The sequence below is a fragment of the Curvibacter sp. GW821-FHT01G03 genome (assembly GCF_059422285.1).
In genome coordinates, this window is the sequence record NZ_JBWKWP010000010.1 from 151,790 (window position 1) to 176,514 (window position 24,725).

The window sequence follows — 24,725 nt, forward strand, 5'->3', positions numbered from 1 at the left end:
GGGATTGGGTTGGCTGGGGTTCAGGCAGGCAGCAAAGCCCGCCTCAGAACGCGATCTGGGTGGACAGGAACAGGCCGCTTTGACGGCGGTTGGCGGTCACGCCCGGGACCACCTGCCCCAGATCGACATAGGCCGCCGTGATCGAGACGTTCTTGCTCGGGGCCCAGGCCACGAACAGGTCTTTCCAGTTGTCCTGGTGCAGGGCGTTGCCCAGGCCTGCGGCCCGTCCCAGCGCCTCCAGGTTGTTGGGCATGAAGCGGTACTCAGCCCCCACCACCACGTTCTTGCTCAGCAGGTAGGCCGCCGAGAACTCGGGCTGCAGGCTGCGGCTGTCACGACCGGGCGCCGCCGAGCCAAAGCCCAGCAGGCCGCCCTGGTTGGCATTGGTGTAACGCAGCGTGGCATTGAGCAAGATGCCTTGCGCCAGGAACAGCTTGGTGGCCGAGGCATACAGGTCGGTGCCGGTGGTCTTGGCATGCAGAAAATCGAGCACCGGGCGGATGGTGCCGGCATTGGTGCTTTTGTATTCCATGCCCACGGCGATCTGCGGCATCAGCGAATCGCTGTCGAGCACCGCATCGCCTGCCACCCGCACCTTGGCGCCCACAACGGTCATCTTGATGTGCTGGCCGTTGGCCACACTGAAGCCCAGGCCGTTGAGGGCCACCGCCGGGGAGGCATTGAAGTCCTGCTCGCCCACCGAAAGCTCCAGGCGCTCGTGAAAACCGAGGGCGGCGCCATAGCTGGTCAGCCCGTAGTCCTGGGTTTTCAGGCGACTGACACTGACCGTACCCCCCACCTCACCCGCGGTGGCATTGCTGCCAATCACGGCCCAGGGTGTGATGCCGCCGCCTGCCGGCCCTTCGACCGTCGACACCCCGCCGGTCAACAACAGCTTGCCGGTATCGGCCCAGGCCTGCCCGGTGCCCAGCGCGCTCACAGCGAGCAGGGTCAGGGAACAGATCAATCCACTTTGCTTTTTCATCGATGCGATCTCCATCCAGGTTGAACACGGCGCATGCCCCATGCGCCCTTGCCCACCTAGTACGGACCGCATCGCGGATTGGATTCAAACCCCAACAAAAAAAACGGCCAGCGGATCCGATCAGATCAGCTTGCGCACCAAAGGCCCCTTGAAGAGGATCGGGCCTTGCGGGCCGCCGGCTTCAGGCACGCCGCCAGCCACCTCCAGGCTGAGTGCCAGCAAAGCAGCCCCCTGCACCTGGGTGGCGGCCGCGGTCAGCACCTTGCCTGCGTCACCCGTACCCAGCACGCCCAGCGAGCGCGGTGCCCCCTGCGCCGGCACGGCCCAGAGTTGCAGTGAGCGCCCGACCGGCACCGGCTGGCCCGCCAGATCCTGCAGGCGCAGCTGCAGCGTGCCCTGCGAGCGCTCACCGGGCCACGAGGCCAGCCAGGCAGGCTGGTTGTCCGCATCCAGCAACAGGGCCAGGGTCTCTTGGGCCTGGCCTGCCGTGCCCGCCGGTGCCCGGGCCTGGGTGGAGGCGTCGGTGAGCGCTTGCCAAGGTTGCCACCAGGCCAGCAAGGCCAGCGACAGCGCCGCTGCGCTGGCGCCTTGCCAAACCCAAAGCTGGCGCCACCAAGGCAGTTGAGGCCCATCACGCCGCGGCCCCGCCGTGGCCTGGCTGCGCGCCGCCACCAGGCGGCTGGCCTCACGCTCCAGGTGCAGGGCGATCTCGATGCGTTTCCAGACGACGTCTGGCGCCGCCGCCGGGGGCTGCAACTCAGTGAGGCCCGCCAGGCGCTCCTGCCAGTCACGGATCGCCTGGCGCACGGGCGCCTGTTTGCGGGCCAGGGCCTCAAAGCGGCGCCGGGCCGCGGCGGGCATGGTGCCCAGGCCGTAGTCGGCAGCCAGGCGCTGCAACAGGATCTTGTTCTGGACAAGGTTCATGCCAGGCCCCTTTCAGTGGTCGGTGCGGCCCGCATCAATTGAAGGCCCCCATGCACAGCCGCAACTGCTCCAGGCCGCGGCGGATCCAGCTCTTGATGGTGCCCAGCGGCAACTTGAGTTGCTCGGCCAGATCACCGTGGCTGAGCTCGCGCAGATAGGCCAGGCTCAAGACCTCACGCTGCGGGCCCTTGAGCTGCGCCAGGCAACGGCGCAGCGCCTGTGCCTGTTGGCTGGCATCGGCACACTGCACCGGATCGGGTGAGTCGCCCTCCAGCGTGTCCTCGGCCAGTTCATCGAGCGGGTCGGTCAGTGGCACGCGCTCGCTGGTTCGGCGACGCAGAAGATCCAAGGCCCTGCTGCGCACGATCAACCCCATCCAGGCCAGCGGCGGGCTGAGGCTGGCCCGGTAATCGACGGCCGATCGCCAGATGTTGAGGTAGCTCTCCTGCAGCACATCCTCAGCCAGTTCGCCAGCCCGCACGATGCGCAGGGCCAGGCCATAGAAGCGGCCTGAGGTCAGGTCGTACAGCTGCTTGAGCGCCGCCTCATCGCCCTGGGCCACACGGCCGAGCAGGTCGGTGAGCAAGGCTTGGTGGTTGTCGTCTGGGATCGTCATGTCGTGGGTTGGGATCAAGGCCGGTACGGCCATCTGTGCCGGCCTGGCTCAGGCATCTTAGCGAAGGGTGGCCAGGTAGGCGATCAGGTCTTGCCGGGCCTTCGGATCGGCCACCTGCTCATCCATGGCCTGCCCCGGCACCAGGGCTTCGGGGTCGCGCAGCCAGGCGTCCAGGGTTTGGCGGGTCCACACCAGGCCGCTGGCGCGCAAGGCGGGCGAGTATTCAAAGCCGGGCACCGTACCGGCACGCCGGCCCAGCACCCCGCGGTGCAGCGGGCCGGCGTCATTGGCATCGACCGTGTGGCAAGCCGCACAGCGCTCCTGGTACAGGGCCTGCCCCCGCAGGGCCGAGCCCGCCAGCGGCCCGCTGGGCGATTCGCCAGCCCGCGGGCCCGCAGCGCTGTCGGCCCTGGCGGTGGCCAGGCCCAAGGCCAAACTGACGCACCCGGCCCCACACGCGAGCACCAGCGCGCACCGCGTGACGGCACCCAGCTTGTTCAGGGACTGCAGCCGCATGCCCTCAGGCGCCGAAACTCAGCGCCTGCGTTGGCAAGGCCTTGCCCAGCGCCTGCACCAGCACGGTGTAGTGCATGGTTTCGTCGGCGGCCAGGCGCGCCGCCACCTTGGCCAGATCGCGGTTGCCCAGCGAGGGCAGCACGCCCAGGTAGGCATTGGTGGCGCCCAGCTCCAGGCGGGCGGCCAGTTCCAGCACGTCGGCCTGGGTCTTCAATGTGTTGGCCTTGAGGGCCATGGCGTAGTCGTCCATCTTCTTTTCAGCCACCGGGCTGCCACCCAGCTTCTGGATGGTGGCCGCCAGGGCATCGCGGTGGGCCTTGTGGTGGCTCTGGAACAGCACGGCCACATCGAGCACCGGCTTTTGCAACAGGCCGCTGCCGGCACCCAGCTGGTAGGCGTTGATGGCCTCGTGCTCCAGGCCCAGGGCCACGTTGAGGATCTGCACGTCCTTCGAGGTATCGCCCATGGCGCCTTGGGCCAGGGCTTCGCGGCCGCCCAGCAGGGCCACGGCCACAGCGGACAAGGTGGCGCCCGTGCCCAGGAATTGACGGCGCGCAGTGGTTTGACGGATGAGGTTCATGGGGGTGTCCTGTTGAAATGAGTTGGCTGAGGCAACAGACATCGTTGGCCTCTGCTCTGGGTACGCAGGCCCTGAAGCCAGTGGATGCATGTCCCGGATCCGCGCTCGGGTATTGCACGATCTGCCTGGGCCGCGCACCGACGCCATTGGCAGCGCCATCAGCGACGTTTGGCCACCACGCTGAGTTGCCGCGAGAGCATCAAGGGCTGGGCGCCAAGCACCACGGAGGCCGGCGCCAGTTCGGCCACCTCGTCGGCCTGCCAGAGCTTCACCACCGCCGGCCCGGCCGGCAGGTCATCGAGCACGGCCACGCCATCCGCCCCAGTCACCGCCACCCAAGGGGTTTCGGCCACCACCACGTAGCCGCGCATGGACGAGTGCAGAAAGCACCCAAGCAAGGTCACACCGGGCTTGTCAAACACCACCTCGCTGCTGGCCACAGGCTTGTTGTCCACCCAGCCCGCCAGGCGAAACTGAAAGCCCACCGCATCGAGCATCTGGGCGAGGCCCCCCAGCGTGCCCCGCACGTGGTGGTCCCAGCGGTCCTGGTTGGTGAACACCACCCGGGTTCCGGGCTGAACCACCGTGACACGGGGCACAAACTTCATCTTGCTCTGGTGGATCGTGACCTGGCCCGGCGCCGCCACACGGGGCACCGCGCCCGCTGCGGTCTGCACCTCGACCACCGCATCGGGCACCGGCTGGCCGTCGCGATCGGTCACTTTGAATTGCAAGGAGGCGGCGCAGACCAAGGCGGGCAGTGCGGCCGCCGACAGGGCGACCAGAGAAAAGCGGAGCAGTTTCATGGGGCAAGGCTTCAGGTTTCAAAGGCGTTCGATCCGGCTCGGCCGCAGGCCGAGACAGGGCTTGTCAGACGCCTGTACGCAGCGGGATGCAGCTTGGATGCAGCCGGCTGTGAAAAAAAGCCAAAAAATTTCAAAGCCCAGGCGACAGCGACACGATCTCGACCCCGCCCTGCATCAGCGGTCGCACCAGGATCTGGTAGCCATCGGCATCAAAGCCCGCGGCCTGCCGGGTGAAGCGGGCCACCTCGGCCGCCGTGGCGGCACTGCCCAGGTAGCACCAGTTGTTCACCCCATGCACCTGGGTGAAATCCCCGCTGCGCTCAACCAGGCCCACCGGCCCCGGATAGGGCCAGCAGACCACCTGGACCTGGCGCAGCGCGTCCAGCAGGCGGGCATCGTGCGCCTCGGCCGGTTCGTCACCCCGGCACACGCCGGCGCACTGCTTGAGCGCGGCCCTGAAGCAAGCCCGGCCTGGCGGCAACTTCTCCAAGCCCAGGTGGGCATAGCACAGTCGGTGCTCATCGGCCACCTGCCGCAGGCGCTCGATGGCGGCATGCCGGCTGCCAAACAAGCCGAACAGATCCCGGGCCTGAGCAAAGTCCACGTCTTTGGAATACACCAGCTGCAACTGGCCGCCCTGCCACTGCCAGGCGCACAACTGCCGGTTGCGCCGCAGCTTCTGGTTGAGCAGCGGGTGCAGCGTCTTGATCATCTGCGCCTCCAGCAACTGGGCCCCGATGTCGCCCGCCGTGCAGATGTGGCTGATGCGCCGGGTCTGGCGCAGCAAGCGGTCCTCGTCGGGGTTGCGCAGGTGCGAGAGCACGCGCTGGCGCAAGTTGACGCTCTTGCCGATGTACAGCGGCATGGCCGGGTCATCGCCATGGAACACATACACCCCGGGCGCGGCGGGCAGGTCGGCGATGCCGGCCTTCAGGTGGGCGGGGTAGACGAACTCGGTCGTGGGGGCGAAGTCGGCACGGCGGCGGCGAGGGAGTTGCATGGCGCGTCAGCACTGAATCAGGACACAGCTCAACCCGGAAACCACGCACTGGGCTTGGCCACGCCGGGCACCGAGGGTGGCCGGCGGCTGCCGGCCAGCGCGTAAGAGAGCTGATTGGCGGCCTGGATGATGGTCTGGGCCAGTTCCAGCAGGCGGGCTTCGCTGAGGCGTGAGGTGGGCCCCGAGATGCAGACCGAACCCAGCAGCTTCCAGTGCATGCCGAACACCGGTGCCGACACGCTGGACACCTCGGGCTCGCGCTCGCCCAGGGACAGGTGATAGCCGCGCTGGCGGATCGATTCATAGGGCTCGCCCGGCTCGCCCGAGAACGCCAGGATGACACGCCCGGGGGCCCCCAGATCCAGCGGCAGGCCCAGGCCCACGCGCACGTGGTGGCGGATGGTGCGCGGCCCATCGACACGGGCCAGGCAGGTGCGCAGGTTGCCTTCGCGCACATAGAACGAGGCGCTCTCGCCCGTCTGCACGGTCAGCTCGCGCAGCACGGGCTCGACCAGGTCGTGCACATCGAAGGTGGCCTGGTAGCAGGCGCCCAGCCAACCCGCCGCACGCCCCAGGCGCCACGCGCCGTCTTCGCGTTGCACCAGGTAGTGGTCGGCCGCCAGGGTGCGGGCCAGCCGCAGGGCCGTGGTCTTGTGCATGCCGGTGCGCCGGCTCAGTTCGGCCAGGCTGAGGTAGGCCTCGTCCATGCCGAAGGCCTCCAGCAGGCGCAGGGCACGGGTCACGGCCACCACGCCGCCAGGGGCGGCTGCACTCTCTTCAGGGGCTGCTTCAGGGCCCGCTTCCGGGGCTTCTGGCGGGGTTGAATCCGGTTTTGATGAGTTTCGCATGGTGGCACATGGTTCACTGGATGGAACGCCATTGTACTTGTTGAAACGCTCTTCTACAGTCCGATCCCAACAAGAGGGCGGTGCCAACACCAGCCCCCGCTGCCCAAAGTCCACTCTGGAGACAACATGAACGTGAACCTGCAAGGCCTGCATCAGGCCACCCGCCGCCCCTGGCTGGGCGCCGCCCTGTTGGGCGCCGTGATCCTGGTGACCGCCCCGGCCCATGCCGCCGAGGCCTACCCCAGCAAACCGATCCGGCTGGTGGTACCGTTTCCGGCCGGCGGCGGCACCGACATCATTGCCCGAGCCATCGGCCAGCAACTGACCGAAAGCCGCCACTGGACCGTGGTGGTCGACAACAAGCCCGGCGCCGGCGGCAACCTGGGCGTAGACGCGGCGGCCAAGGCCGCACCCGACGGCTACACCCTGGTGCTGGGCCAGACCAGCAACCTGGCCATCAACCCGGCGCTCTACGCCAAGCTGCCCTACGACCCGGTCAAGGACCTGAAGCCGGTGGCCCTGGCCGCCACAGCCCCCTTGGTCATCGTGGTGCCCAACCAGTCCAAGTACAAAAGCCTGGCCGAAGTGCTGGCGGCCGCCCGCCAGACCCCGGGGGCCCTGGTGTTCGGCACGCCGGGCAATGGCACGGTGGCACACCTGGCCATGGAGCAACTGCAGAAAACCGCCCGGGTGCGCCTGCAGCACGTGCCCTACAAGGGCTCGGCCCAAGCCCTGACCGATCTGATGGGCGGGCAGATGGACCTGTACGTGTCGTCCATCCCCACGGCCATCAGCCACCTCAAGGGCGGGCGCATGAGAGCGCTCGCCGTGACCTCGGACAAGCGTTCGCCCCAACTGCCCCAGGTGCCCACCGTGGCCGAATCCGGCGTCAAGGGCTTCGAGGCCAACACCTGGTTCGGCTTCATGGCCCCGGCAGCCACCCCCGCGCCTGTGCTGAACACCCTGAACAGCGCCATCAACGAGGCCCTGCAATCGCCCACGGTGCGCAACCGGCTGATGGGCGAAGGCGGCGAAGTGCTCAGCGGCAGCCAGGCCGACTTCGCGGCCTTGCTCAAGGCCGATCTGGTGCGCTGGGGCCGCATCGTGCAAGAGGCCGACGCGCGCATCGACTGAGCCCGACCCCATTCCGTTTCTGTTTTCACCCCCCCCGACAACACCGCCAAGGAACCACCATGAGCACCCCCGACATCGTCAAAGACTTTCCCCGCGTCAGCCCCGAGGACGTGGCCCAGGCCAGCCAGTACCAGCCGGCCATCTTCTCGGACATCGCGGGCCGCCGCGGCGCCCTGCATGGCCGCATCCAGGCCCTGCGCCCGCGCATGAAGGTGGCCGGGCCGGCCTTCACCGTGGAAGTGCGCCCCGGTGACAACCTGATGATCCACGCCGCCCTGTCGCTGGCCAAGCCCGGCGATGTGCTGGTGGTGGATGGCAAGGGCGACCAGACCTCAGCCCTGATGGGCACCATCATGATGACCGCCGCCCGCCAGCTGGGCCTGGCCGGCGTGATCCTGGACGGCGCGGTGCGCGACAGCCTGGAGATCGACGAGATGGACTACCCGGTGTTCTCGGTGGGCACCAACCCCAACGGCCCCACCAAGAACAACGGGGGCCGCATCGGCCACCCGATCTCCTGCGGCGGCGTGACCGTGTGCCCCGGCGACCTGGTCATTGGCGATGCAGACGGCGTGGTGGTGGTCGAGCGCGAACAACTGCCAGCCCTGCTGCCGCTGGCCGCCCACAAGGTGCAGGCCGAGGCCAAGCGCATCGCCGCCATCAAGACCGGCGACACCGCCGCCAAGTGGCTGACCAGCGCCCTGGTGACCGCCGGCGTGCTCAAGGAAGGCGAGGTGCTGTGATGAGCCGCCCCGTCATCCTCATCACCGCCGCCGATCTCGCCCCGGCCGCCCTGGCCCTGTTGACCGACTTCGACATTGTCTACGCCGGCAAGACCCCGCAACTGTCTGACATCGAGGCATTGGCGCGCCAACACAACCCGGTGGGCATCATCGTGCGCTACAGCGGGGTGAACGCCGCCGTCATGGACGCGGCCCCGGCCCTCCAAGTGATCTCCAAGCATGGCAGCGGCACCGACACCATCGACAAGGCCGCCGCGGCCGAACGCGGCATTGCCGTGACCGCCGCCGTGGGCGCCAATGCCGCCGCCGTGGCCGAACAGGCCCTGACCCTGATGCTGGCCGGCGCCAAATCGGTGGTCACCCTGAACCAGCGCATGCACGCTGGCCACTGGGACAAGGCCACGCACAAGAGCCTGGAGCTGGGTGGCCGTACCGTCGGCCTGGTGGGCCTGGGGGCCATCGGGCGCCGCTTTGCCCGCATGTGCCTGGCGATGGACATGCGTGTCATCGGCTTCGACCCCTTCGCCCGCGACCTGCCTGACGACATCACCCCGGTCACCCTGGACACCCTGTGGGCCGAGTCGGATGTGATCTCTCTGCACTGCCCTCTGACACCCGAGAACCGCCACCTGCTCAATGCCGACACCCTGGCACGCTGCAAGCGCGGCGTGCTGGTGGTGAACACGGCCCGCGGCGGCCTGATCGACGAGCCGGCTCTGCTGGCCGCTGTGCAGTCGGGCCAGGTGGCCTCGGCCGGGCTGGACAGCTTTGCCGTCGAGCCGATGACGGCGCCCCACCCCTTCCATGGCCAGCCTGGCTTCACGCTGAGCCCGCACATCGGCGGGGTGACCAGCGACGCCTACATCAACATGGGGGTGGCCGCCGCCCGCAACACCTTGGCCGTGCTGCAGGCCAGCACTCAGGCCGCCTGAGCCCGGAGGCCCGCCATGAACCCAAGCCCCCGCCGATGGAAGCAGGCCCCGCCGGACAGCAGCTGGGGCGAGTTCGGCCCCGACGACCAGCGCGGCCGCATGAACCTGGTGGACGCGCGCAAGGTCTTGCAAGGTGTGGCCGAGGTGAAGGTAGGCCGCACCTTCTGCCTGTCGCTGCCGCTGGACGTGCCCGGCGGCCAGCGCATGAACCCGCGCCGCATGCCACCACGCCGCTACAGCGTGCTGCGCGATGGCCAAAGCCAAGGGCAGCAGGGCTTTTGCTGGTCTTACCAGGGTGAAGACCCCGACCTGACCGACGTGGTGAATGATGACGTGCTGCTGATGAGCCTGCAGTACAGCACCCAGTGGGACAGCCTGGCCCATGTGGGCAGCCGCTTCGATGCCGATGGCGACGGCGTAGCCGAGGCCGTGTTCTACAACGGCTTTCGCGCCGGCACCGACATCCGCCCAGGTGTTGAAGACCCGCAGGCCGTGGCCGACTGGGCGCGCTACCCGGCGCCCGAGGCCGCCGCGCTGGGCATCGAACGCCTGGCCGAACACGGCGTGCAGGGCCGGGGTGTGATGATCGACCTCGCGCACCACCTGGGTCGCGAACGCCGCGCTGTGGGCTACGACCCCCTGATGCGCCTGCTGGAGGCCGACCGCATCGAGATCGACGCCGGCGACATGGTGTGCCTGCACACCGGCTTTGCCGACACCCTGCTGGCCATGAACCGCCAGCCCGATCTGGACCGCCTGCACGCCAGCGGCAGCGGGCTGGACGGGCACGACAAGCGCCTGCTGAACTGGATCACCGACAGCCGCCTGGCTTGCCTGCTGGCCGACAACCCGGCGGTGGAGCTGGTGGTGCCCAAGCTGACCAGCCCCAGCCCGCTGCGCCAGCCCCGGCTGCCACTGCACGAGCACTGCCTGTTCAAGCACGGCATCCACCTGGGGGAGCTGTGGTACTTCACCGAGCTGGCCACCTGGCTGCGCCAGCACGGGCGGCAGCACTTTCTGCTGACGGCCCCGCCGCTGCGCCTGCCGGGGGCGGTGGGCTCGCCAGCCACCCCGATCGCGACGGTGTAGCGCTGTGCGGACCCCGGTGTAAACCCGCTGCCCCCCGCGGCCCCGATTCAAAACAATGAGACAAGAGCCATGCCCATCGATCACCACCGCCGCGCCCTGCTGGGCGCCGGCCTCGCCAGCCTGATCCCGGCCGCGCCTGCGCACGCGGCCAACAGCGACTGGCCCACACGCCCCATCCGCCTGATCGTGCCCTACCCGGCCGGCGGCGCGGCCGACCAGACCGCACGCGGCCTGTCCACGGTGCTGGGCGAACGCCTCAAGACACCCATCATCATCGACAACCGACCTGGCGCCGGGGGCTCGATCGGCGCCGCCGCCGTGGCCCAGGCGCCGGCCGACGGCTACACCCTGCTGCTCGACGCCACGGGCTTCACGGTCAACCCGCACCTGATCACCCTGCCGTTTGACCCTGTGAAAGACCTGGCGCCGGTCTCACTGCTGATGCAGGTGCCCATGTTGTTGGTGGTGCCCACCCAGGCGCCCTGGCGCAATCTGAACGAGCTGATTCAGGCCGCCCGAGCCAAGCCGGGCAGCCTGTCGTTTGCCTCGGCCGGCAATGGCAGTGCCCAGCACCTCGCTGGCGAGCTGTTCAAGCAGCGCCAGCAGCTGTTCATCACCCACATCCCCTACCGGGGCGGTGCCCCGGCCCTGAACGATCTGATGGCGGGCCAGGTGGACATGATGTTCTCGGCCATGTCCGCCAGCGGGCCCCTGGTCAAGGGCGGCAAGCTGCGCGCCCTGGCCGTGACCGCCGGTACCCGCGTGCCCAGCCTGCCGGCCCTGCCCACGGTGGCCGAATCCGGCAGCCCCGGCTTTGTAGCCCAGGAATGGAATGGCCTGTGGGTACCCGCCAAAACCCCACCCGACATCCTGGCCCGCCTGGAGACCGAAGTGCGCGCCGCCATGGCCAGCCCCGAACTGCAACAACGCCTCGCCGCCCAGGGGGCGCAGGCCGTGGGCAGCAGCCACGCTGATTTCAACCGCTTTCTGCAAGCCGAATCGCGGCAATGGGCCCAGGTGATCCGCACCGCGGGCATCACCCTGAACTGAGCTCCCCCTTCCGATTTCAAAAGAGACACACCATGCAAGAACACTTTGAACGGCCCTCCCCGATCGCCCGTCGCAGCGCGCTGGCTCTCGGCGCCGCCTTGCTGGCCGGCACCGCCTGCCAGGCCTGGGCCCAAACCCCCTGGCCCGCCAAGCCCGTGAAGATCGTGGTGCCCTACGGCCCAGGCGGCGCCGTGGACGTGGTCACGCGCAAAATCGCCCAGAAGCTCACCGAGCAGACCGGCCAGAGCTTCTACATCGAGAACAAGGCCGGCGGCACCGGCACCATCGGCGCCACCCAGGTGGCCAAGGCCGAGGGCGACGGCTACACCCTGATGGCCAACGACACCACCTTCTCGCTGCTGCCCCACATCTTCAAGAAGCTGCCCTTCGATCCGGCGCAGGACCTGCAGCCCGTCAGTGCCTTTGTGTTTGCGCCCATGGCCCTGGCCGTCAACGCCGGTTCGCGCTTCCACAGCCTGCAAGAGCTGTTGGCAGTGGCCCGCAAAGAGCCCAACCAGATCACCTATGGCACCGGTGGCCCCGGCACCACGCCCCACTTTGCCAGCGAGGCCCTGGGCATTGCCGCGGGCGTCAATTTCATGCACGTGCCCTTCAAGGGCGCGGGCGAAGCCACCCAGGCGGTGCTGTCCAACACCGTGGACTTCCAGATCGCCTCACCAGCCGGGGTGATGGGCAATGTCAAGGGGGGCAAGATGCGCGTGCTGGCTGTGAGCGGTGACAAGCGCCTGCCCGCCCTGCCCGACGCCCCCACGTTTGCCGAGGCCGGCGTCCGCTGGAGCGGCGTGGTCAACTGGACCGGCCTGTGGGCCCCCAAGGGCACCCCGGCCCCGGTGTTGCAAAAGCTGCAGGCCGAAATCGCCCGGGCCATGGCCAGCGCCGACCTGCAGGCCTTTGCCGCCAACATGGGCGCCGAACCGCGCCAGATCGGGAGTGCCGACATGGCCAGGATGCTGAAGGAAAGCACCGATTCGTGGGGCAAGGTGGTGGCCAACACCGCTTTTGAAAAGCAATGAAGGCCCTGTGCACCGCCACCGTGCTGGGCATCGGCCTGCTGGCCGCCGCCTCGGCCCAGGCCCAGAGCCCCGCCCCCTGGCCCACCCAGCCGGTCAGGCTGCTGGTCGGCTTCACCGCCGGCGGGCCCACCGACATCGTGGCACGAGCCCTGGCCGACCCCCTGGGCAAGGCCCTGGGCCAGCCCGTGATCGTGGACAACCGGCCCGGCGCCAACACCATCATCGCCGCCCAGGCGGTGGCCCAGGCCAAGGACGGCCATACCCTGCTGATGGCGGCGACCAACCACACCATGATCAGCGCGCTGTACAGCCGCCAGATCCAGTTCGACCCGGTGAAATCCTTCAAAGCCGTGTGCCGCATCGGGGCCTCGCCCACCGTGCTGGTGGTGGGCCCTCAAGCCGGTCTGAGCCGACTGGCCGACTTTCTGGCCAAGGCCAGAAGCCAGCCCGGCGCGATCACCTACGCCTCGCCCGGCCTGGGCAGTTCGGTTCACTTTGCCGGCGAAGACTTTGCCCAGCGGGCAGGCGTGAAGCTCACTCACGTGCCCTACAAGGGCGCAGCACCGGCCATCGCCGATGTGATGGCGGGCCAGGTGATGGCCTCCTTCGCCTCGCTGGGTTCGGTGCTGCCCTCGATCAAGTCGGGCAAGCTGCTGGCCCTGGCGGTGGCCGCCCCCCAACGCGTGGGCGCCCTGCCCCAGGTGCCCACCTTCGAGGAGTCCGGCATCAGGGGCTATCGGGCCGACGCCTGGTACGGCGTGCTGGCCCCGGCCCAGACCCCCGAGCCGGTACTGCACAAGCTGCAGACCGAGGTCAGCCGCTTTGCCACCTCGAGCGCCGGGGCCGACCGGCTGCAGCAGTTGGGCATGGACCCGATGCTGGCCTGCGGCGATGAGTTCGACCGCCAGATCGCCGCCGAGACCAACCACTGGAGCCAGTTGGCCCGCCTGCTGAAGATCAACGATGACTGAGCCCACCGCCACCATGACCACCACTACACCGGCCCCAACCTCCCGCCGCCAATGGCTGACCCTGGGCGCCGGGGCCCTGCTGAGTGCCTGCGCTCAGACAGCGGCCCGCCCGGGCGCGCCCCGGCCCGAGGCCCTGAGCGTGCCGCATTCGGCGGGTCAGGACACCCCGAACTTCGAGGTGCCGGCCGGGGCTTGCGACTGCCACCACCACATCTACGACCGACGCTACCCGGCCCACCCCAGCGCCACCTTGCTGCCGGCCGACGCCAGCCTGGCCGATTACCGCCTGCTGCAGCGCCGCCTGGGCCTGCAGCGCCATGTGATCGTGCAGCCTTCGACCTACGGCACCGACAACCGCCTGCTGCTCGACACCTTGCGCGCCGCCGGCCCCCAGGCCCGCGGCGTGGCTGTGCTGGGCACCGAGGCCAGCGAGGCCGAGCTGCAGACCCTGCACGAGGCCGGCGTGCGCGGTGTGCGCTTCAACCTGAGCTTTCTGGTCGGCGTCAGTGCCGACATGATGGTGCCCTTGTCAAAGCGCCTGGCCGAACGGGGCTGGCACCTGCAGGTCAACGGCACGGCCGCGCTGCTGCAGGCGCACGAGACGGCCCTGAGCCAACTGGCCTGCCCGCTGGTGATCGACCACATGGGCCAGTTGCCCCAGCCGGCCGGCCTGCAGCACCCGGCCTGGCGGCTGTACCAGCGCTGGCTGGACGGCGGGCGCACCTGGTTCAAGCTGTCGGGGGCCTACATCACGGCCCAGCGTGCCGATCTGAGCGATGTCGGCACCGTGGCCCAGGCCCTGCTGCGCCAAGCCCCCGAGCGCCTGGTCTGGGGCAGCGACTGGCCCCACCCGACCAAGAAGGCCGACGCCAAACCCGACGATGCGGCCTACTTCAACCTGATCGCACAATGGGCCCCGGATGCCGCCCAGCGCCATCGCATCCTCGTCGACAACCCCGCCGTGCTGTACGGCTTTGCCAGCCTCTGAGGACACCCAGACATGTTTTTGCTGAACCCGCCCACGGTCCGCACCCTCGACACCTTCAGCGCCCTGCCGGGCAAGTACCGGCAGGCAAGGCGCACTGTCTGGGGCGATGCCAACCAGGGCGGCCGCGCTGCCGACTCGTTTCTGGAAGGCCCGGTGTTCGATGCCCAGGGCAACCTGTATGTCACCGACATCCCCTTCGGTCGGGTGTTCCGCATCGACCCGAAAGGCGAATGGGAGCTGGTGGCCCAGTGGGACGGCGAGCCCAACGGCATGAAGCTCATGAGCCCGACCGAGCTGCTGATCACCGACTACCTGAACGGCCTGATGGTGCTGGACGTGACCCGGGGCAGCCTGCGCCCGCTGCTGGCGCGGCGCAACACCGAAAGCTTCAAGGGCGTGAACGACCTGTGCTTTGACCGGCTGGGCAATCTGTACTTCACCGACCAGGGCCAGACCGGCCTGCACGACCCGACGGGCCGGGTCTACCGACTCTCGCCCGAAGGCCGGCTGGACCTGCTGCTGAACAACGTGCCCAGCCCGAATGGCATCGTGCTGTCACCCGACGAGCGCTTTCTGTTCGTGGCCGCCACCCGCGGCAACTGCGTGTGGCGCATGCCGCTGCTGGCCGATGGCTCGGTGGCCAAGGCCGGGCAGTTCTTTACCTCCTACGGGCCCAGCGGCCCCGACGGCCTGGCCATGGACGAGGCCGGCCGCCTGATCGTGGCCAACCCGGGCCTGGCCTATGTGTGGGTGCTCAATGGCCGCGCCGAGCCGGCCGAGGTGCTGCGCGGCCCTGCCGGCCACTCGCTGACCAATGTGGCTTTTGGCGGGGCAGACCGGCGCACGCTGTTCGTCACCGACTCGACCGCGGGCGAGATCCTGTGGGCGCCGATGAGCGAGCCCGGCCAGCCGGTGCAGGGCCCTCGGCCTGCATGAACAAGGCCGCGCACACACCCCGCAACCACCGGTTGGCCGGGTCGTGGTGAAAGCGCGCATGCCAGTGCTGCTTGACCGTGAAGCTCGCGATCGGAATCGGGCAGTCCAGCACCTGCAGCCCGCTGCCCTGCGCCAGGGTCTCGCCGATCTGCCTGGGCAGCGTGCCGATCAGGTCGGTGGTCGCCAGAATGGTTGACAGGCCCAGAAAGCCCGGCACCTTGAGCCGCACCTGACGCTGCACCCGGGCGCGTTTCAGGGCGTCCTCCAGCAACATCTGCCCCGTGCCGGCCACCACACCGGCATGGGCCTCCTTGGCATAGGTGGCCCGGCTCAAGCGCCCCTGGATGCGCGGGTGGCGGGCATTGGCCAGACACACCCAGTCCTGCACGAACAAAGCCTGCTGGAAGAAGCCGGTCTCCAGCTCAGGCAACAGCCCCAGGGCCAGATCGGCCTCGCCGTTTTCCAAGGCCTGCACCAGGCCGGGTCGGATCGGCGCAGCCTCCAGCCGCACGCCGGGTGCCAGGGCATGCACGTGCGTGAACAGGCGCGGCAGCAGCGTGATGTGGCTGGCATCGGTCATGAAGATGCGGAACTCGCGCTCGCTGCGGGCAGGCTCGAAGGCGGCCGCGGGCTCACTCAGGCGGCGCAGCCCTTCGAGCACGCTGCGCACCGTGTCCATCATGGCCTCGGCCCGAGGGGTGGGCAGCATGCCCTCGCTGGTGCGCACGAACAGCGGATCGCCCAGGGATTCACGCAGCTGGGCCAGCCAGACGCTGACGGTGGGCTGGCTCAGGCCCAGTTGCTCGGCCGCCCGCGTCACGCTGCGGCTGCGGTGCAGGCGATCCAGAAAAGCCAGGTGCCGGGGGTCGATCAGGTGCAGATCGGTGCTCATGAAATCGCTCACAGGTGTATTGCCAAACGCAATGAAGTGTATTGCGGCTACTGCCTGGATCAAATCAGGCCTGCTGCCCAGAATCACCCCCATCCAACACGGGAGACGATTTTGAAGATTGCGGTATTAGGCGCAGGCGCCCTGGGCTGTGCCATCGGAGGCACCCTGGCCGAGGCCGGCCATGAGCTGGTGCTGATCAACCGCAACGTGGCCCAGGTGGCCGCCATCGCGCAGCACGGCCTGAGGATGCGCCGCGGCGACGTTGAAACCAGCGTGCGCGTGAAGGCTGCGCCAAGCGCCGCAGGCCTGGCGCCCGTGGACCTGGTGATCGTGCTGGTCAAATCCTTCCACACCCGCGAGGCCATGGCCGCGGCCACCTCGCTGGTGGGACCGCAGACCGTGGTGCTGTCACTGCAGAACGGCCTGGGCCATGAGGACATCCTGGCCGACATCGTGGGGCGGGAGCACGTGTTGGCCGGCAAGACCTATGTGGGCGGGGTGATGCTGGCCCCGGGCCAGATCATCGCCGGCACGGCGGGCAAGGAGACCCTGATCGGCGAACTCGATGGCCGGATCAGCCCGCGCGCCCTGGCCATCGCCGAGGCCTTCAACGGTGCCGGTCTGCTCACCACGGTGAGCGACAACATCTTCGGCGTGATGTGGGACAAGCTGCTGATCAATGTGGCCACCGGCGCCGTCAGCAGCATCACCCGATTGCCCTATGGGCCGCTGTACCGCATCCCCGAGGTCGAGGCCACCGCCGTGGCCGCAGTGCAGGAAGCCATGCAGGTGGCCGCCGCCGCCGGCGTGCGCCTGAGCCACACCGAACCCCGCTCGGCCTGGCTCAAGGCGGCGGCCGGCCTGCCGGACGACTTCAAGACCTCGATGCTGCAAAGCCTGGAGAAGGGCTCGGTGACCGAGATCGACTTCATCAACGGCGCCGTGCTGCGCTGGGGCCAGCGCCACGGCGTGGCCACACCCGTCAACCAGACCCTGGTGGCCTGCATCAAGGGCCTCGAAGCCGCCCTGCCCCATTGAAACCCTTCGCTTGAGCCAGTCCATGAACACCCCATTTCAGCCCCCTACCCGCGCCTATGTCGAGCATGTGGCCGTGCGCGTCAAAGACATCCACTGGCACATCCGTTTCTTCTACGAGGTGCTGGGCATGGACGTGCGCGAGATCGACGGCCCCACCGAGGATCCACGCCAGTACTGGACCCTGGGCGGCCTGCAACTGATGGCCACACCCGGCTTTGAAGCGCCCCCAAGCAACGACAGCGGCTGGTTGGCCCACCTGGGCGTGATGGTCGATGACCTGGAGGCCGCCTTGGTCGCCGCCGAGCCCTGGGGCGTGACCCGCCTGCCCCAGGGCCGCAACTGGCTGCAATTGCCCGACGGCCTGGCCTTGGAGTTGATCCAGGCCGCCCCCGGCAGCGTGGCCCAGGCCCTGGCCGTGAAGCCCCGGGCCTGAAGCGCCTACCCCTCCAGAAAGCCGCCGATGAAACTCACCCCCCCCACGATCCACTTCGAGACCCCCGAAAAATACTGGGACGATGCCCGCGAGGGCGATGTCTGCCTCAGCCCGAGCTACGCGGTGACCGAGGCGCGCATCAACGCCTACGCTGAACTGACGGGCGACTACACGCCCGTGCACATCGACGAGGACTACGCCAGGACGACGCCCTTCGGCACCCGGGTGGCCCACGGGCTGTTCGGCCTGTCGATCGCCGATGGCCTCAAGACACGCAGCGAGTACCGTTTTCTGCCCGGCATGTCGCTGGGCTGGACCTGGGACTTTCTCCTGCCCATCAAGATCAACGACAGCCTGCAGGTGCGCTTCAGCGTGAGCGGCCTGCGCGCCTCCAAAAGCCGCCCCGGCTGGGGCATCGTGGTGCTGCCCTCGGAGTTGATCAACCAGCATGGCCAGGTGGTCCAGCAGGGCGAACATCGCCTGATGATCCCGCGCCGCCCGGGCTGTTTCTGAGCCGACAGCCCCCACACCGAAAGCCTTTCATGAGCCCCACAACCCAAGCCCTGCCGCTGGCCGGCCTGCGCGTGATCGATTACAGCCACTTTCTGGCCGGCCCCTATGTGGGCCGCTGCCTGGCCGCCCTGGGCGCCGAGGTGATCAAGGTGGAGCGCCCCGGTGGCGGCGACGCCGGCCGCCAGCACAGCCACATCATCGACGAGCAGCAAAGCGGCTACTTTCTGCAACTGAACATGGGCAAACAAGGCGTGAGCGTGAACATGCGCGACCCGCGGGGCAAGGATTTCATGCACCGCCTGTGCGACTCGGCCGATGTGTTCATCGAGAACTACCGCCCCGGCGCGCTCGACAAGCTGGGCCTGGGCTACGCCGAACTGGCCGCGCGCAACCCGCGCCTGGTGTACTGCTCGATCTCGGCCTACGGTCACACCGGCCCTGACTCGCACCGGGCCGGCTTCGGCCTGATCGCCGAGGCCAAGAGCGGCATCATGCAGATGGTGGGCAGCCCCGGCGAGGCGCCGCCCTTGCTGCGCATCTCGCTGGGCGACATGTACACCGGCATCCACGCGGTGGCCGCCATCAATGCAGCCCTGCTGGGGCGGGAGCGCAGTGGCCGGGGCCAGCACATCGACATGGCCCTGTACGACACCCTGGTCTCGATGCACGAGTACGCGGTGCAGTGCTACACCCTGTCGGGCGGGCAGGTGCTGCCCCAGCAGACCGGACACGACATGCCCACCTCCACCCTGTATGGCGTGTTCCGCGCCCAGGACGGCGACCTGGTGCTGGCCGCCCAGGTAGACGACGCCTGGCGACGCTTTGCCGCCCTGGTCGAGCAACACGGCGGCCCTTCGGGTTTTGGCGCCGACACCCGCTTTCACGACGCCAACGGCCGCAACGCCGGGCGCGAAGAGATCCTGGCCGTGGTCAAGCCCTGGATCGCGCAACGCACCGTGGCCCAGGTGCTGGCCCTGTTGGACGGCATCGATGTGCCGGCCGCCAAGGTGCAGCGCATTGACGAGGTCATCGACGACCCGCAGATCCAGGCCCGCGGCATGCTCCTGGAGCAGCAACACCCGCGCTATGGCACGCTGCGCCTGCCCAATCTGCCCTTCCGGTTTTCAGAGTGCGACACCACGGTGCACCAGGTGGCCCCTGACCTGGGCCAACACAACGCCGAGGTGGCCGCCGCCCTGGGCTACAGCGCCGACGAGATCGCCGCCCTGCAGGCCGAAGGCGTGCTGTTCAGCCGCTGACCTCCCACCTTGTACCGGAGCCTCTCCCCATGACCGACCGCTATGCCGTCATCGGCAACCCGATTGCCTTCAGCAAATCCCCCCTGATCCACGGCAGCTTTGCCCAAGCCACCGGCCAGGACATCGACTACACCCGCATCGAGGGCCCGCTGGGCCGATTTGCCGCCACGGTCGACGCCTTTCGCGCCCAGGGCGGGCGGGGCCTCAACATCACCGCGCCCTTCAAGCTTGATGCCTTTGCCTACGCCACCGAGCACTCGCCCGCGGCCCGGCTGGCCGGGGCCGCCAATGCAATGAAGTTCGACGGCGAGCGCGTGCTGGCCGAGAACTTCGATGGCGTGGGCCTGGTACGCGACGTGGTGCACAACCTGGGCCAGCCTTTGCGCGGCAAACGCGTGCTGATGTTGGGCGCGGGCGGGGCCGCGCGCGGCGCGCTGCTGCCCTTTCTGGCCGAACAGCCGGCCGAACTGGTGATTGCCAACCGCAGCTTCGACAAGGCCCAGGCCCTGGCGCAAATCGGCGCCCAACAAGGGGCGGTGCGCGCCAGCAGCCTGCCGGCGCTGCAGGGCCAGAATTTCGATCTGGTGTTCAATGCCACCTCGGCCAGCCTGCACGCCGAGTTGCCCCCGGTCCCGGTCTCGGTGTTTGCCAGTTGTACGCTGGCCTACGAGCTGGCCTACGGCAAAGGGCTGACACCCTTTTTGCGACTGGCTCAAGGTGCCGGCGTGGCCCAATGGGCCGATGGCGTCGGCATGCTGGCCGAGCAGGCCGCCGAGGCCTTCGCCTGGTGGCGTGGTGTCCGACCTGAGACCCGCACCGTGATCGAACAGCTGACTGTGCCTCTGGTGTGAACACCGGCTGCGCGCGAGGCACGGCCGGGCATCAAGCCACCGGGGTGGGCGCCAATTGCTCCAGCATCCAGCGCACGCCGGCCTGCACGCTGTCGATCAGCGGCCCATCAATGTCGGGCTGCAGGCGAGCCGCCATGCCGGCCAGACCTGCGCCGCCGATGATGAGGGCCTCGGGCGCCCACTGCGCCTGGGCGGCCTGGCAGGCCTGGGCCAGCACACGCTGAGCGCCCTCCGGGTCGGCGGCCATCTCGGCACCGCTGGGTGCCACCGTCCACACCCCGGCCAGTTGCGGTGCAAAGCCCAGTTGCAGTGCCAGGCGCTGCAGCATCGGACCCCAGCGCTCGCCACCGGTGACCACGGCAAATCGCCCCAGGCGGCCTGCCTCGGTGAAGGCCGCCTCGGCCAGGCCGGTGACGGGCACAGGCGAACACTCCCGCAGGGCCCACAGGCCGGGGTCGCCAAAACACCCGATCAGCACAGCTTCAGGCGGTGCCATGGCGCGCGCCTGCTCGGCGTCCCAGGCATCGAGCACCGCGTGGCCGGCCACCTGGTAGCTGACCTCGTCTGCGATGTAGGGGGCGCCGAATCGCGCCGTCACGGTTTGCGCCGCCAGGGCGGGCGCCCGGGCCGCCAAGGCCTGGCTGATGTGCTGTTGCAGCAGCGCACTCACCGACTCGGAGGTGTTGGGATTGATGACCAGAAGGCGTTTCATGAGCGTTTCATGTGCGCTTCAGCTCGCACCGCCCAGCAGGGCAAGCAGGTCAGGCGGCGCCGCCACATCGGGCCCAAAATGCAGCTGCGACTCCAGTCGGGCCAAATGGTCGCGCATGCGGCGGGCCGCTTCGGCCGGGTCGCGCAGGCGGATGGCGTCAATCAGCGCCCGGTGCTCTCGGCAACCGCAGGCGGTGGCCTCTTCACGCTCGCGGGCATGGGCCGCGCTGTAGGTCATGAGGATCAGCGAGGTGCGCGACACCAGCTCGCGCAGGATGCGGCCCAGGGTCTGGTGACCCGAGCCTTCGGCAATGCGCAGGTGAAAGTCACCGGACAAACGAATGGCGCGGCGCATGTCACCCTGGGCCCGGGCGGCCTCCTCCTGCTCGATGCTGTCGCGCAGTTGCTGCACCTCGCCCATGCTGGCACGCTGGATGAACAGCTCCACCAGCATGGGTTCGATCAGGCGGCGGGCGCCAAACACCTCGCGGGCCTCCTGCTCGGTGGGTTGGGCGATGGTGGCGCCGCGGTTGGGGGTGAGGGTGACGATCTGCTCATTGGCCAGGCGCACCAGCACCGGCCGGATGCGGGTGCGCGACACCCCGAAGGCCGTGGCCAGCTTGTCTTCGACCAGCTTGGTGCCGGGCGGCAGGTGGTGGTCCAGCACCGCCGAGACGATGCGCTCGTACATCTCGCTGTCACTCAGGGGGGGCACAGGGGTTTCGGCGGTCAAAGTCATCGAGCTTCCTTGCGGCGGCGCCGCTTCATACCGGCGGCCGCGGTCACGGCCAGTCCCATCACCGCGAATGACACCACCGTGGTCACCGTGCCCAGCGCATAGATGGCCGGGGTGGTGACGGTGGCGGTCAGGCCCTGCAACTCCAGCGGCAGCGTGTTCACGTCGCCGATGGCCTGCGAGGTGCGGGCGATCTCGTCCCAGCTCAAGGTGAAACCGAACATGCCCACGCCCACCACCGAGGGGCCGATCAGGGGCAGCACCACATGGCGGAAGGTCTGCCAGGGCGTGGCCCCCAGATCGCGGGCCGCCTCTTCATAAGCCGGGTTGAAACGGTTGAACACCGCGAACATGATCAGCAGCCCGAAGGGCAGCGTCCAGGTCAGGTGAGCACCGAGCGCCGAGGTCATCAGCCCGAGTGAACTGCCGTAGCCTTCGAGCAGCGAATCTGCCCCGCCCCAGGCCAGCAAAGCCTTGAGCCCGTCGTCGAGCAGGCGAAACTGCAGCCCGATGCCCAGCGACACCACGATGGAGGGCATGATCAGGCTGGCCACCGTCACGAAGAACAGCACCTGCCCGCCACGCAGCCGCTTGCGAAAAGCCAGCCCCGCCAGCACCGACAGGACCACGGTCAGCAGCATCACCATGGCCCCCAGGCCGAGCGAGCGCAAAAAGGCGGCACCGATGTCCACCGTGCCCAGGCCCTGGGCCAGTTGGGCAAACCAGTGCAGCGACACCCCGCGCAACGGAAAGGTCAGCCCGCCCTCGGGCCCCTGGAAGCTCAGCACCACGATGGTGAGCATGGGGCCGTACAGAAAGGCCACGAACAAGGCAAAGACCAGGGCCAGCGGCCAGAAGCCGGGGGCGCGTCGACGGGTCATGGAACTGGACATGCTCACCTCCTCACAACTCACGGCGGATGTCGACCCACCGGGTCAGGCCCCAGATGATCATCAACACCACCGCCAGCAAAATCACGGCATTGGCCGCCGCCAGCGGAAACTGCAGGTACGAGGTCTGCACCTGGATGATCTTGCCCACCGAGGCGATTTGCTGCCCGCCCATCACGCCGATGGTGACGAAATCGCCCATGACGATGGTGATCACGAAGATTGAGCCAATCAGCACCCCGGTGCGCGACAGCGGCACGATCACATGCCACAGCGTCTGCCAGGCCGAGGCCCCTGCATCGCTGGCAGCCTCCAGCAGGCTGCGGTCGATGCGCATCATGCTGTTGAAGATGGGCACGATCATGAACAGGGTGTACAGGTGCACAAAGGCCAGCACCACCGAGAAATCCGAATACAGCAGGCCATCGATGGGCGTCTGGATCAGGCCCAGGCCCTGCAGGGTCTGGTTGACCAGGCCGTTGCGGCCCAACAGGGGCACCCAGGAGATCATGCGGATCACGTTCGAGGTCCAGAACGGCACGGTACACAGCACGAACAGACCGGTCTGCAGGCCCGCCGACGGCACGTGGAAGGCCAGAAAGTAAGCCACCGCAAAACCCAGCACCAAGGTGATGCCCCACACCAGAGCGCAAAACTTGAGCGTGGACAGGTAGGTGCTCAGGGTCACGCACAGATCGCCTTGCTCGGTGCGCTGGCTGCAGCCCTCGAAGATGGCGGCATAGTTGTGCCAGGTGAACCCAGGGATCAGCTCGTACTCGTTGAAGTGCCAGAAGCTGACCATCAGCACCAGCAACAGGGGCAGTACGAAGAACAGTGCGAACACCGCACTGAAAGGGGCCGCCTGCCACCAGGCAGGCAGCCCGCGCGCCGCGGCGCCGGCCGGCGCCTGGGTGGGGGCAGCGACCGTGCTCATGGGGTCAGGCCGCGACAAACTCGTTCCACTTGCGCACCATGTACTCGTTCTCGTCCATGACCGCGTTCCAGCAGGCGATGCCGCCCATGCGCTGCTCGTAGCTGCCGCCATCGCGCACGCTGCCCGCCTTGGCAATCACCTCGCCGTGGGGGTTCTTGATGTCCTGGGTGGCAGCCTTGCCCTCCATCCAGTAGGCCCATTCGTAGGCCTCCATCTTGGCCTTGGCGGTGTCGAGCACGGCGCTGTAGTAGCCCTGGCGGTTCAGGTAGGCACCGGCCCAGCCGTCGAGGAACCAGTTGATGAACTCGTAGGCCGCATCCAGCTTGGCCCCCGACAGCGTGGCCGGCAGGCCAAAGCCCGAGGCCCAGGCACGGTAGCCCTCCTTGAGCGGCTGGAACACGCAGTCGATGCCTTTGCCGCGCACGGCGGTCACGGCGGGTGACCACATCGACTGGATCACCACCTCGCCCGAGGCCATCAGGTTGACCGACTCGTTGAAGTCTTTCCAGAGGGCGCGGAACTGCCCCGCCTTCTTGGCCTCGATCAGGGTCTTGATCGTGAGGTCGATCTCGGCCTTGCTCATGTTGCCCTTGTCGGCGTACTTGTGGATGCCCTTGGCCTCGACCACCATGGCGGCGTCCATGATGCCGATCGAGGGGATGTTCAGGATCGCGGCCTTGCCCTTGAACTCGGGGTTCAGCAGTTCGGCCCAAGAGCTGATCGGGCGCTTGATCAGGTCGGGGCGGATGCCCAGGGTGTCGGCGTTGTAGGTGGTGGGGATCAGCGACATCCACTCGGTCGGGGCCTTGGCAAAGGCTTTGCTCTTCTCGCCCTCCAGGAAGATCACCTTCTTGGGCGCCGTGCCCTGATCACCCACCAGCTTGCCGGCCACGGTGCCGCTGGTGAACAGCGAAGTGATCTTGTCAGCGTTCTTCACGCGCTTGGTGCTGATGCCCTTGAGGTTGCCGGTCGGCACGATCTTCTTGAGCGAGAAGTACTCGGTGTCGATCAGGTCGAAGCTGTTGGGCGCGGTCACGGCGCGCTTGGTCACGTCATCGGTGGTCACCGCCACGTACTGCAGGGTGATGCCGGTGTCGGCCTTGAACTTCTCGGCGATGGCCTTGTCCTGGTTGACCGCCGTGCCCAGGTAGCGCAGCACGGGTTTCTCCTGCGCATGCACGGCCGGGAACACGCCCGCGGCCAGGATGCCCGCCGTGCCCTTGAGCAAAGCGCGGCGCTGCACGGCGGTCTGGGACACATCGGTCGTGAAAGAGGACTGGGAATCAGACATGGTCAAAGCTCCAGAAGTGAAAGGA

28 protein-coding genes are annotated in these 24,725 nt (G+C 68.3%); 14 read left to right on the top strand and 14 right to left on the bottom strand.

Annotated features, from left to right (window positions below):
- Positions 1 to 43: 43 nt before the first annotated feature.
- From AC07VS_RS16310 to AC07VS_RS16345, 8 genes are all read right to left on the bottom strand, one after another.
- On the bottom strand, positions 44 to 985 hold the full coding sequence (locus tag AC07VS_RS16310) for a DUF3034 family protein (RefSeq protein WP_492345806.1): 942 nt from the start codon (positions 983 to 985) through the stop codon (positions 44 to 46).
- A gap of 120 nt (positions 986 to 1,105) precedes the next feature.
- Positions 1,106 to 1,909: an anti-sigma factor gene (locus AC07VS_RS16315; RefSeq protein WP_492345807.1), complete on the bottom strand. Its 804-nt coding sequence runs from the start codon at positions 1,907 to 1,909 to the stop codon at positions 1,106 to 1,108.
- A gap of 34 nt (positions 1,910 to 1,943) precedes the next feature.
- Positions 1,944 to 2,525: an RNA polymerase sigma factor gene (locus tag AC07VS_RS16320; RefSeq protein WP_494751482.1), complete on the bottom strand. Its 582-nt coding sequence runs from the start codon at positions 2,523 to 2,525 to the stop codon at positions 1,944 to 1,946.
- 57 nt (positions 2,526 to 2,582) lie between these two features.
- Positions 2,583 to 3,041, bottom strand: a complete 459-nt coding sequence (locus tag AC07VS_RS16325; RefSeq protein WP_492345809.1) for a c-type cytochrome — start codon at positions 3,039 to 3,041, stop codon at positions 2,583 to 2,585.
- A gap of 4 nt (positions 3,042 to 3,045) precedes the next feature.
- Positions 3,046 to 3,621, bottom strand: coding sequence for a ferritin-like domain-containing protein (locus tag AC07VS_RS16330; RefSeq protein WP_492345810.1), 576 nt, complete (start codon positions 3,619 to 3,621; stop codon positions 3,046 to 3,048).
- Positions 3,622 to 3,779: 158 nt separating this feature from the next.
- The gene (locus AC07VS_RS16335) at positions 3,780 to 4,427 is read right to left on the bottom strand and encodes a cupredoxin domain-containing protein (protein ID WP_492345811.1); all 648 of its coding nucleotides are present in this window, start codon (positions 4,425 to 4,427) and stop codon (positions 3,780 to 3,782) included.
- 130 nt (positions 4,428 to 4,557) lie between these two features.
- Positions 4,558 to 5,427: an excinuclease Cho gene (gene cho, locus AC07VS_RS16340; RefSeq protein ID WP_492345812.1), complete on the bottom strand. Its 870-nt coding sequence runs from the start codon at positions 5,425 to 5,427 to the stop codon at positions 4,558 to 4,560.
- A 29-nt stretch (positions 5,428 to 5,456) separates the two neighbouring features.
- On the bottom strand, positions 5,457 to 6,275 hold the full coding sequence (locus tag AC07VS_RS16345; protein ID WP_492345813.1) for an IclR family transcriptional regulator: 819 nt from the start codon (positions 6,273 to 6,275) through the stop codon (positions 5,457 to 5,459).
- A gap of 126 nt (positions 6,276 to 6,401) precedes the next feature.
- On the opposite strand from AC07VS_RS16345, the gene AC07VS_RS16350 reads away from it, so the two are divergent.
- The 9 genes from AC07VS_RS16350 to AC07VS_RS16390 all read left to right on the top strand — a co-directional run bounded on the left by AC07VS_RS16350 (position 6,402) and on the right by AC07VS_RS16390 (position 15,152).
- Positions 6,402 to 7,409 carry a Bug family tripartite tricarboxylate transporter substrate binding protein gene (locus tag AC07VS_RS16350; protein ID WP_494657669.1) on the top strand — a complete coding sequence of 336 codons (1,008 nt, stop codon included), beginning with the start codon at positions 6,402 to 6,404 and terminating at the stop codon, positions 7,407 to 7,409.
- Between the two features lie 59 nt (positions 7,410 to 7,468).
- Positions 7,469 to 8,152, top strand: a complete 684-nt coding sequence (locus tag AC07VS_RS16355; protein ID WP_492345815.1) for an RraA family protein — start codon at positions 7,469 to 7,471, stop codon at positions 8,150 to 8,152.
- Positions 8,152 to 9,084: an NAD(P)-dependent oxidoreductase gene (locus AC07VS_RS16360; protein ID WP_494657670.1), complete on the top strand. Its 933-nt coding sequence runs from the start codon at positions 8,152 to 8,154 to the stop codon at positions 9,082 to 9,084. Before AC07VS_RS16355 ends, AC07VS_RS16360 begins: the two co-directional genes overlap by 1 nt.
- A 15-nt stretch (positions 9,085 to 9,099) precedes the next feature.
- Positions 9,100 to 10,173 (top strand): cyclase family protein, encoded by a 1,074-nt coding sequence (locus tag AC07VS_RS16365; RefSeq protein WP_492345817.1) that lies wholly within the window; start codon positions 9,100 to 9,102, stop codon positions 10,171 to 10,173.
- A gap of 69 nt (positions 10,174 to 10,242) precedes the next feature.
- Positions 10,243 to 11,223, top strand: a complete 981-nt coding sequence (locus AC07VS_RS16370) for a Bug family tripartite tricarboxylate transporter substrate binding protein (RefSeq protein ID WP_494751483.1) — start codon at positions 10,243 to 10,245, stop codon at positions 11,221 to 11,223.
- 32 nt (positions 11,224 to 11,255) lie between these two features.
- Positions 11,256 to 12,257, top strand: a complete 1,002-nt coding sequence (locus tag AC07VS_RS16375) for a Bug family tripartite tricarboxylate transporter substrate binding protein (RefSeq protein ID WP_492345819.1) — start codon at positions 11,256 to 11,258, stop codon at positions 12,255 to 12,257.
- The gene (locus AC07VS_RS16380; RefSeq protein WP_494657673.1) at positions 12,254 to 13,228 is read left to right on the top strand and encodes a tripartite tricarboxylate transporter substrate-binding protein; all 975 of its coding nucleotides are present in this window, start codon (positions 12,254 to 12,256) and stop codon (positions 13,226 to 13,228) included. Before AC07VS_RS16375 ends, AC07VS_RS16380 begins: the two co-directional genes overlap by 4 nt.
- Positions 13,221 to 14,216: an amidohydrolase family protein gene (locus AC07VS_RS16385; protein ID WP_494751484.1), complete on the top strand. Its 996-nt coding sequence runs from the start codon at positions 13,221 to 13,223 to the stop codon at positions 14,214 to 14,216. The genes AC07VS_RS16380 and AC07VS_RS16385 overlap by 8 nt, the downstream gene beginning before the upstream one ends.
- 12 nt (positions 14,217 to 14,228) lie before the next feature.
- Entirely contained in the window at positions 14,229 to 15,152 is a 924-nt protein-coding gene (locus tag AC07VS_RS16390; RefSeq protein ID WP_494751485.1) for an SMP-30/gluconolactonase/LRE family protein, read from the top strand.
- Here AC07VS_RS16390 and AC07VS_RS16395 read toward each other — a convergent pair.
- Positions 15,070 to 16,044, bottom strand: coding sequence for a LysR family transcriptional regulator (locus tag AC07VS_RS16395; RefSeq protein WP_494751486.1), 975 nt, complete (start codon positions 16,042 to 16,044; stop codon positions 15,070 to 15,072). The genes AC07VS_RS16390 and AC07VS_RS16395 overlap by 83 nt on opposite strands.
- 111 nt (positions 16,045 to 16,155) lie before the next feature.
- Here AC07VS_RS16395 and AC07VS_RS16400 point away from each other — a divergent pair, with 111 nt between their 5' ends.
- From AC07VS_RS16400 to aroE, 5 genes are read left to right on the top strand one after another with little or no spacing between them, the layout of a single operon-like run.
- Complete coding sequence (locus tag AC07VS_RS16400; RefSeq protein ID WP_494751487.1) at positions 16,156 to 17,082, top strand: ketopantoate reductase family protein; 927 nt, start codon at positions 16,156 to 16,158, stop codon at positions 17,080 to 17,082.
- Between the two features lie 22 nt (positions 17,083 to 17,104).
- Positions 17,105 to 17,515, top strand: coding sequence for a VOC family protein (locus AC07VS_RS16405; protein WP_494657678.1), 411 nt, complete (start codon positions 17,105 to 17,107; stop codon positions 17,513 to 17,515).
- Between the two features lie 27 nt (positions 17,516 to 17,542).
- On the top strand, positions 17,543 to 18,028 hold the full coding sequence (locus AC07VS_RS16410) for a MaoC family dehydratase (RefSeq protein WP_494657679.1): 486 nt from the start codon (positions 17,543 to 17,545) through the stop codon (positions 18,026 to 18,028).
- A gap of 29 nt (positions 18,029 to 18,057) precedes the next feature.
- A complete protein-coding gene (locus AC07VS_RS16415; protein ID WP_494657680.1) occupies positions 18,058 to 19,287 on the top strand; it encodes a CaiB/BaiF CoA transferase family protein in 1,230 nt (409 codons plus the stop codon).
- Positions 19,288 to 19,316: 29 nt separating this feature from the next.
- On the top strand, positions 19,317 to 20,138 hold the full coding sequence (aroE, locus tag AC07VS_RS16420; protein WP_494657681.1) for a shikimate dehydrogenase: 822 nt from the start codon (positions 19,317 to 19,319) through the stop codon (positions 20,136 to 20,138).
- Positions 20,139 to 20,169: 31 nt separating this feature from the next.
- Here aroE and AC07VS_RS16425 read toward each other — a convergent pair whose 3' ends face one another.
- From AC07VS_RS16425 to AC07VS_RS16445, 5 genes are read right to left on the bottom strand one after another with little or no spacing between them, the layout of a single operon-like run.
- Positions 20,170 to 20,850, bottom strand: coding sequence for an aspartate/glutamate racemase family protein (locus AC07VS_RS16425; protein WP_494751488.1), 681 nt, complete (start codon positions 20,848 to 20,850; stop codon positions 20,170 to 20,172).
- Between the two features lie 18 nt (positions 20,851 to 20,868).
- Positions 20,869 to 21,588 (bottom strand): GntR family transcriptional regulator, encoded by a 720-nt coding sequence (locus AC07VS_RS16430; RefSeq protein ID WP_492345824.1) that lies wholly within the window; start codon positions 21,586 to 21,588, stop codon positions 20,869 to 20,871.
- Positions 21,585 to 22,478: an ABC transporter permease gene (locus tag AC07VS_RS16435; RefSeq protein ID WP_492345825.1), complete on the bottom strand. Its 894-nt coding sequence runs from the start codon at positions 22,476 to 22,478 to the stop codon at positions 21,585 to 21,587. Before AC07VS_RS16435 ends, AC07VS_RS16430 begins: the two co-directional genes overlap by 4 nt.
- Before the next feature lie 10 nt (positions 22,479 to 22,488).
- On the bottom strand, positions 22,489 to 23,409 hold the full coding sequence (locus AC07VS_RS16440) for an ABC transporter permease (protein ID WP_492345826.1): 921 nt from the start codon (positions 23,407 to 23,409) through the stop codon (positions 22,489 to 22,491).
- 4 nt (positions 23,410 to 23,413) lie between these two features.
- The gene (locus AC07VS_RS16445; protein WP_494657685.1) at positions 23,414 to 24,700 is read right to left on the bottom strand and encodes an ABC transporter substrate-binding protein; all 1,287 of its coding nucleotides are present in this window, start codon (positions 24,698 to 24,700) and stop codon (positions 23,414 to 23,416) included.
- Between the last annotated feature and the right edge of the window lie 25 nt (positions 24,701 to 24,725).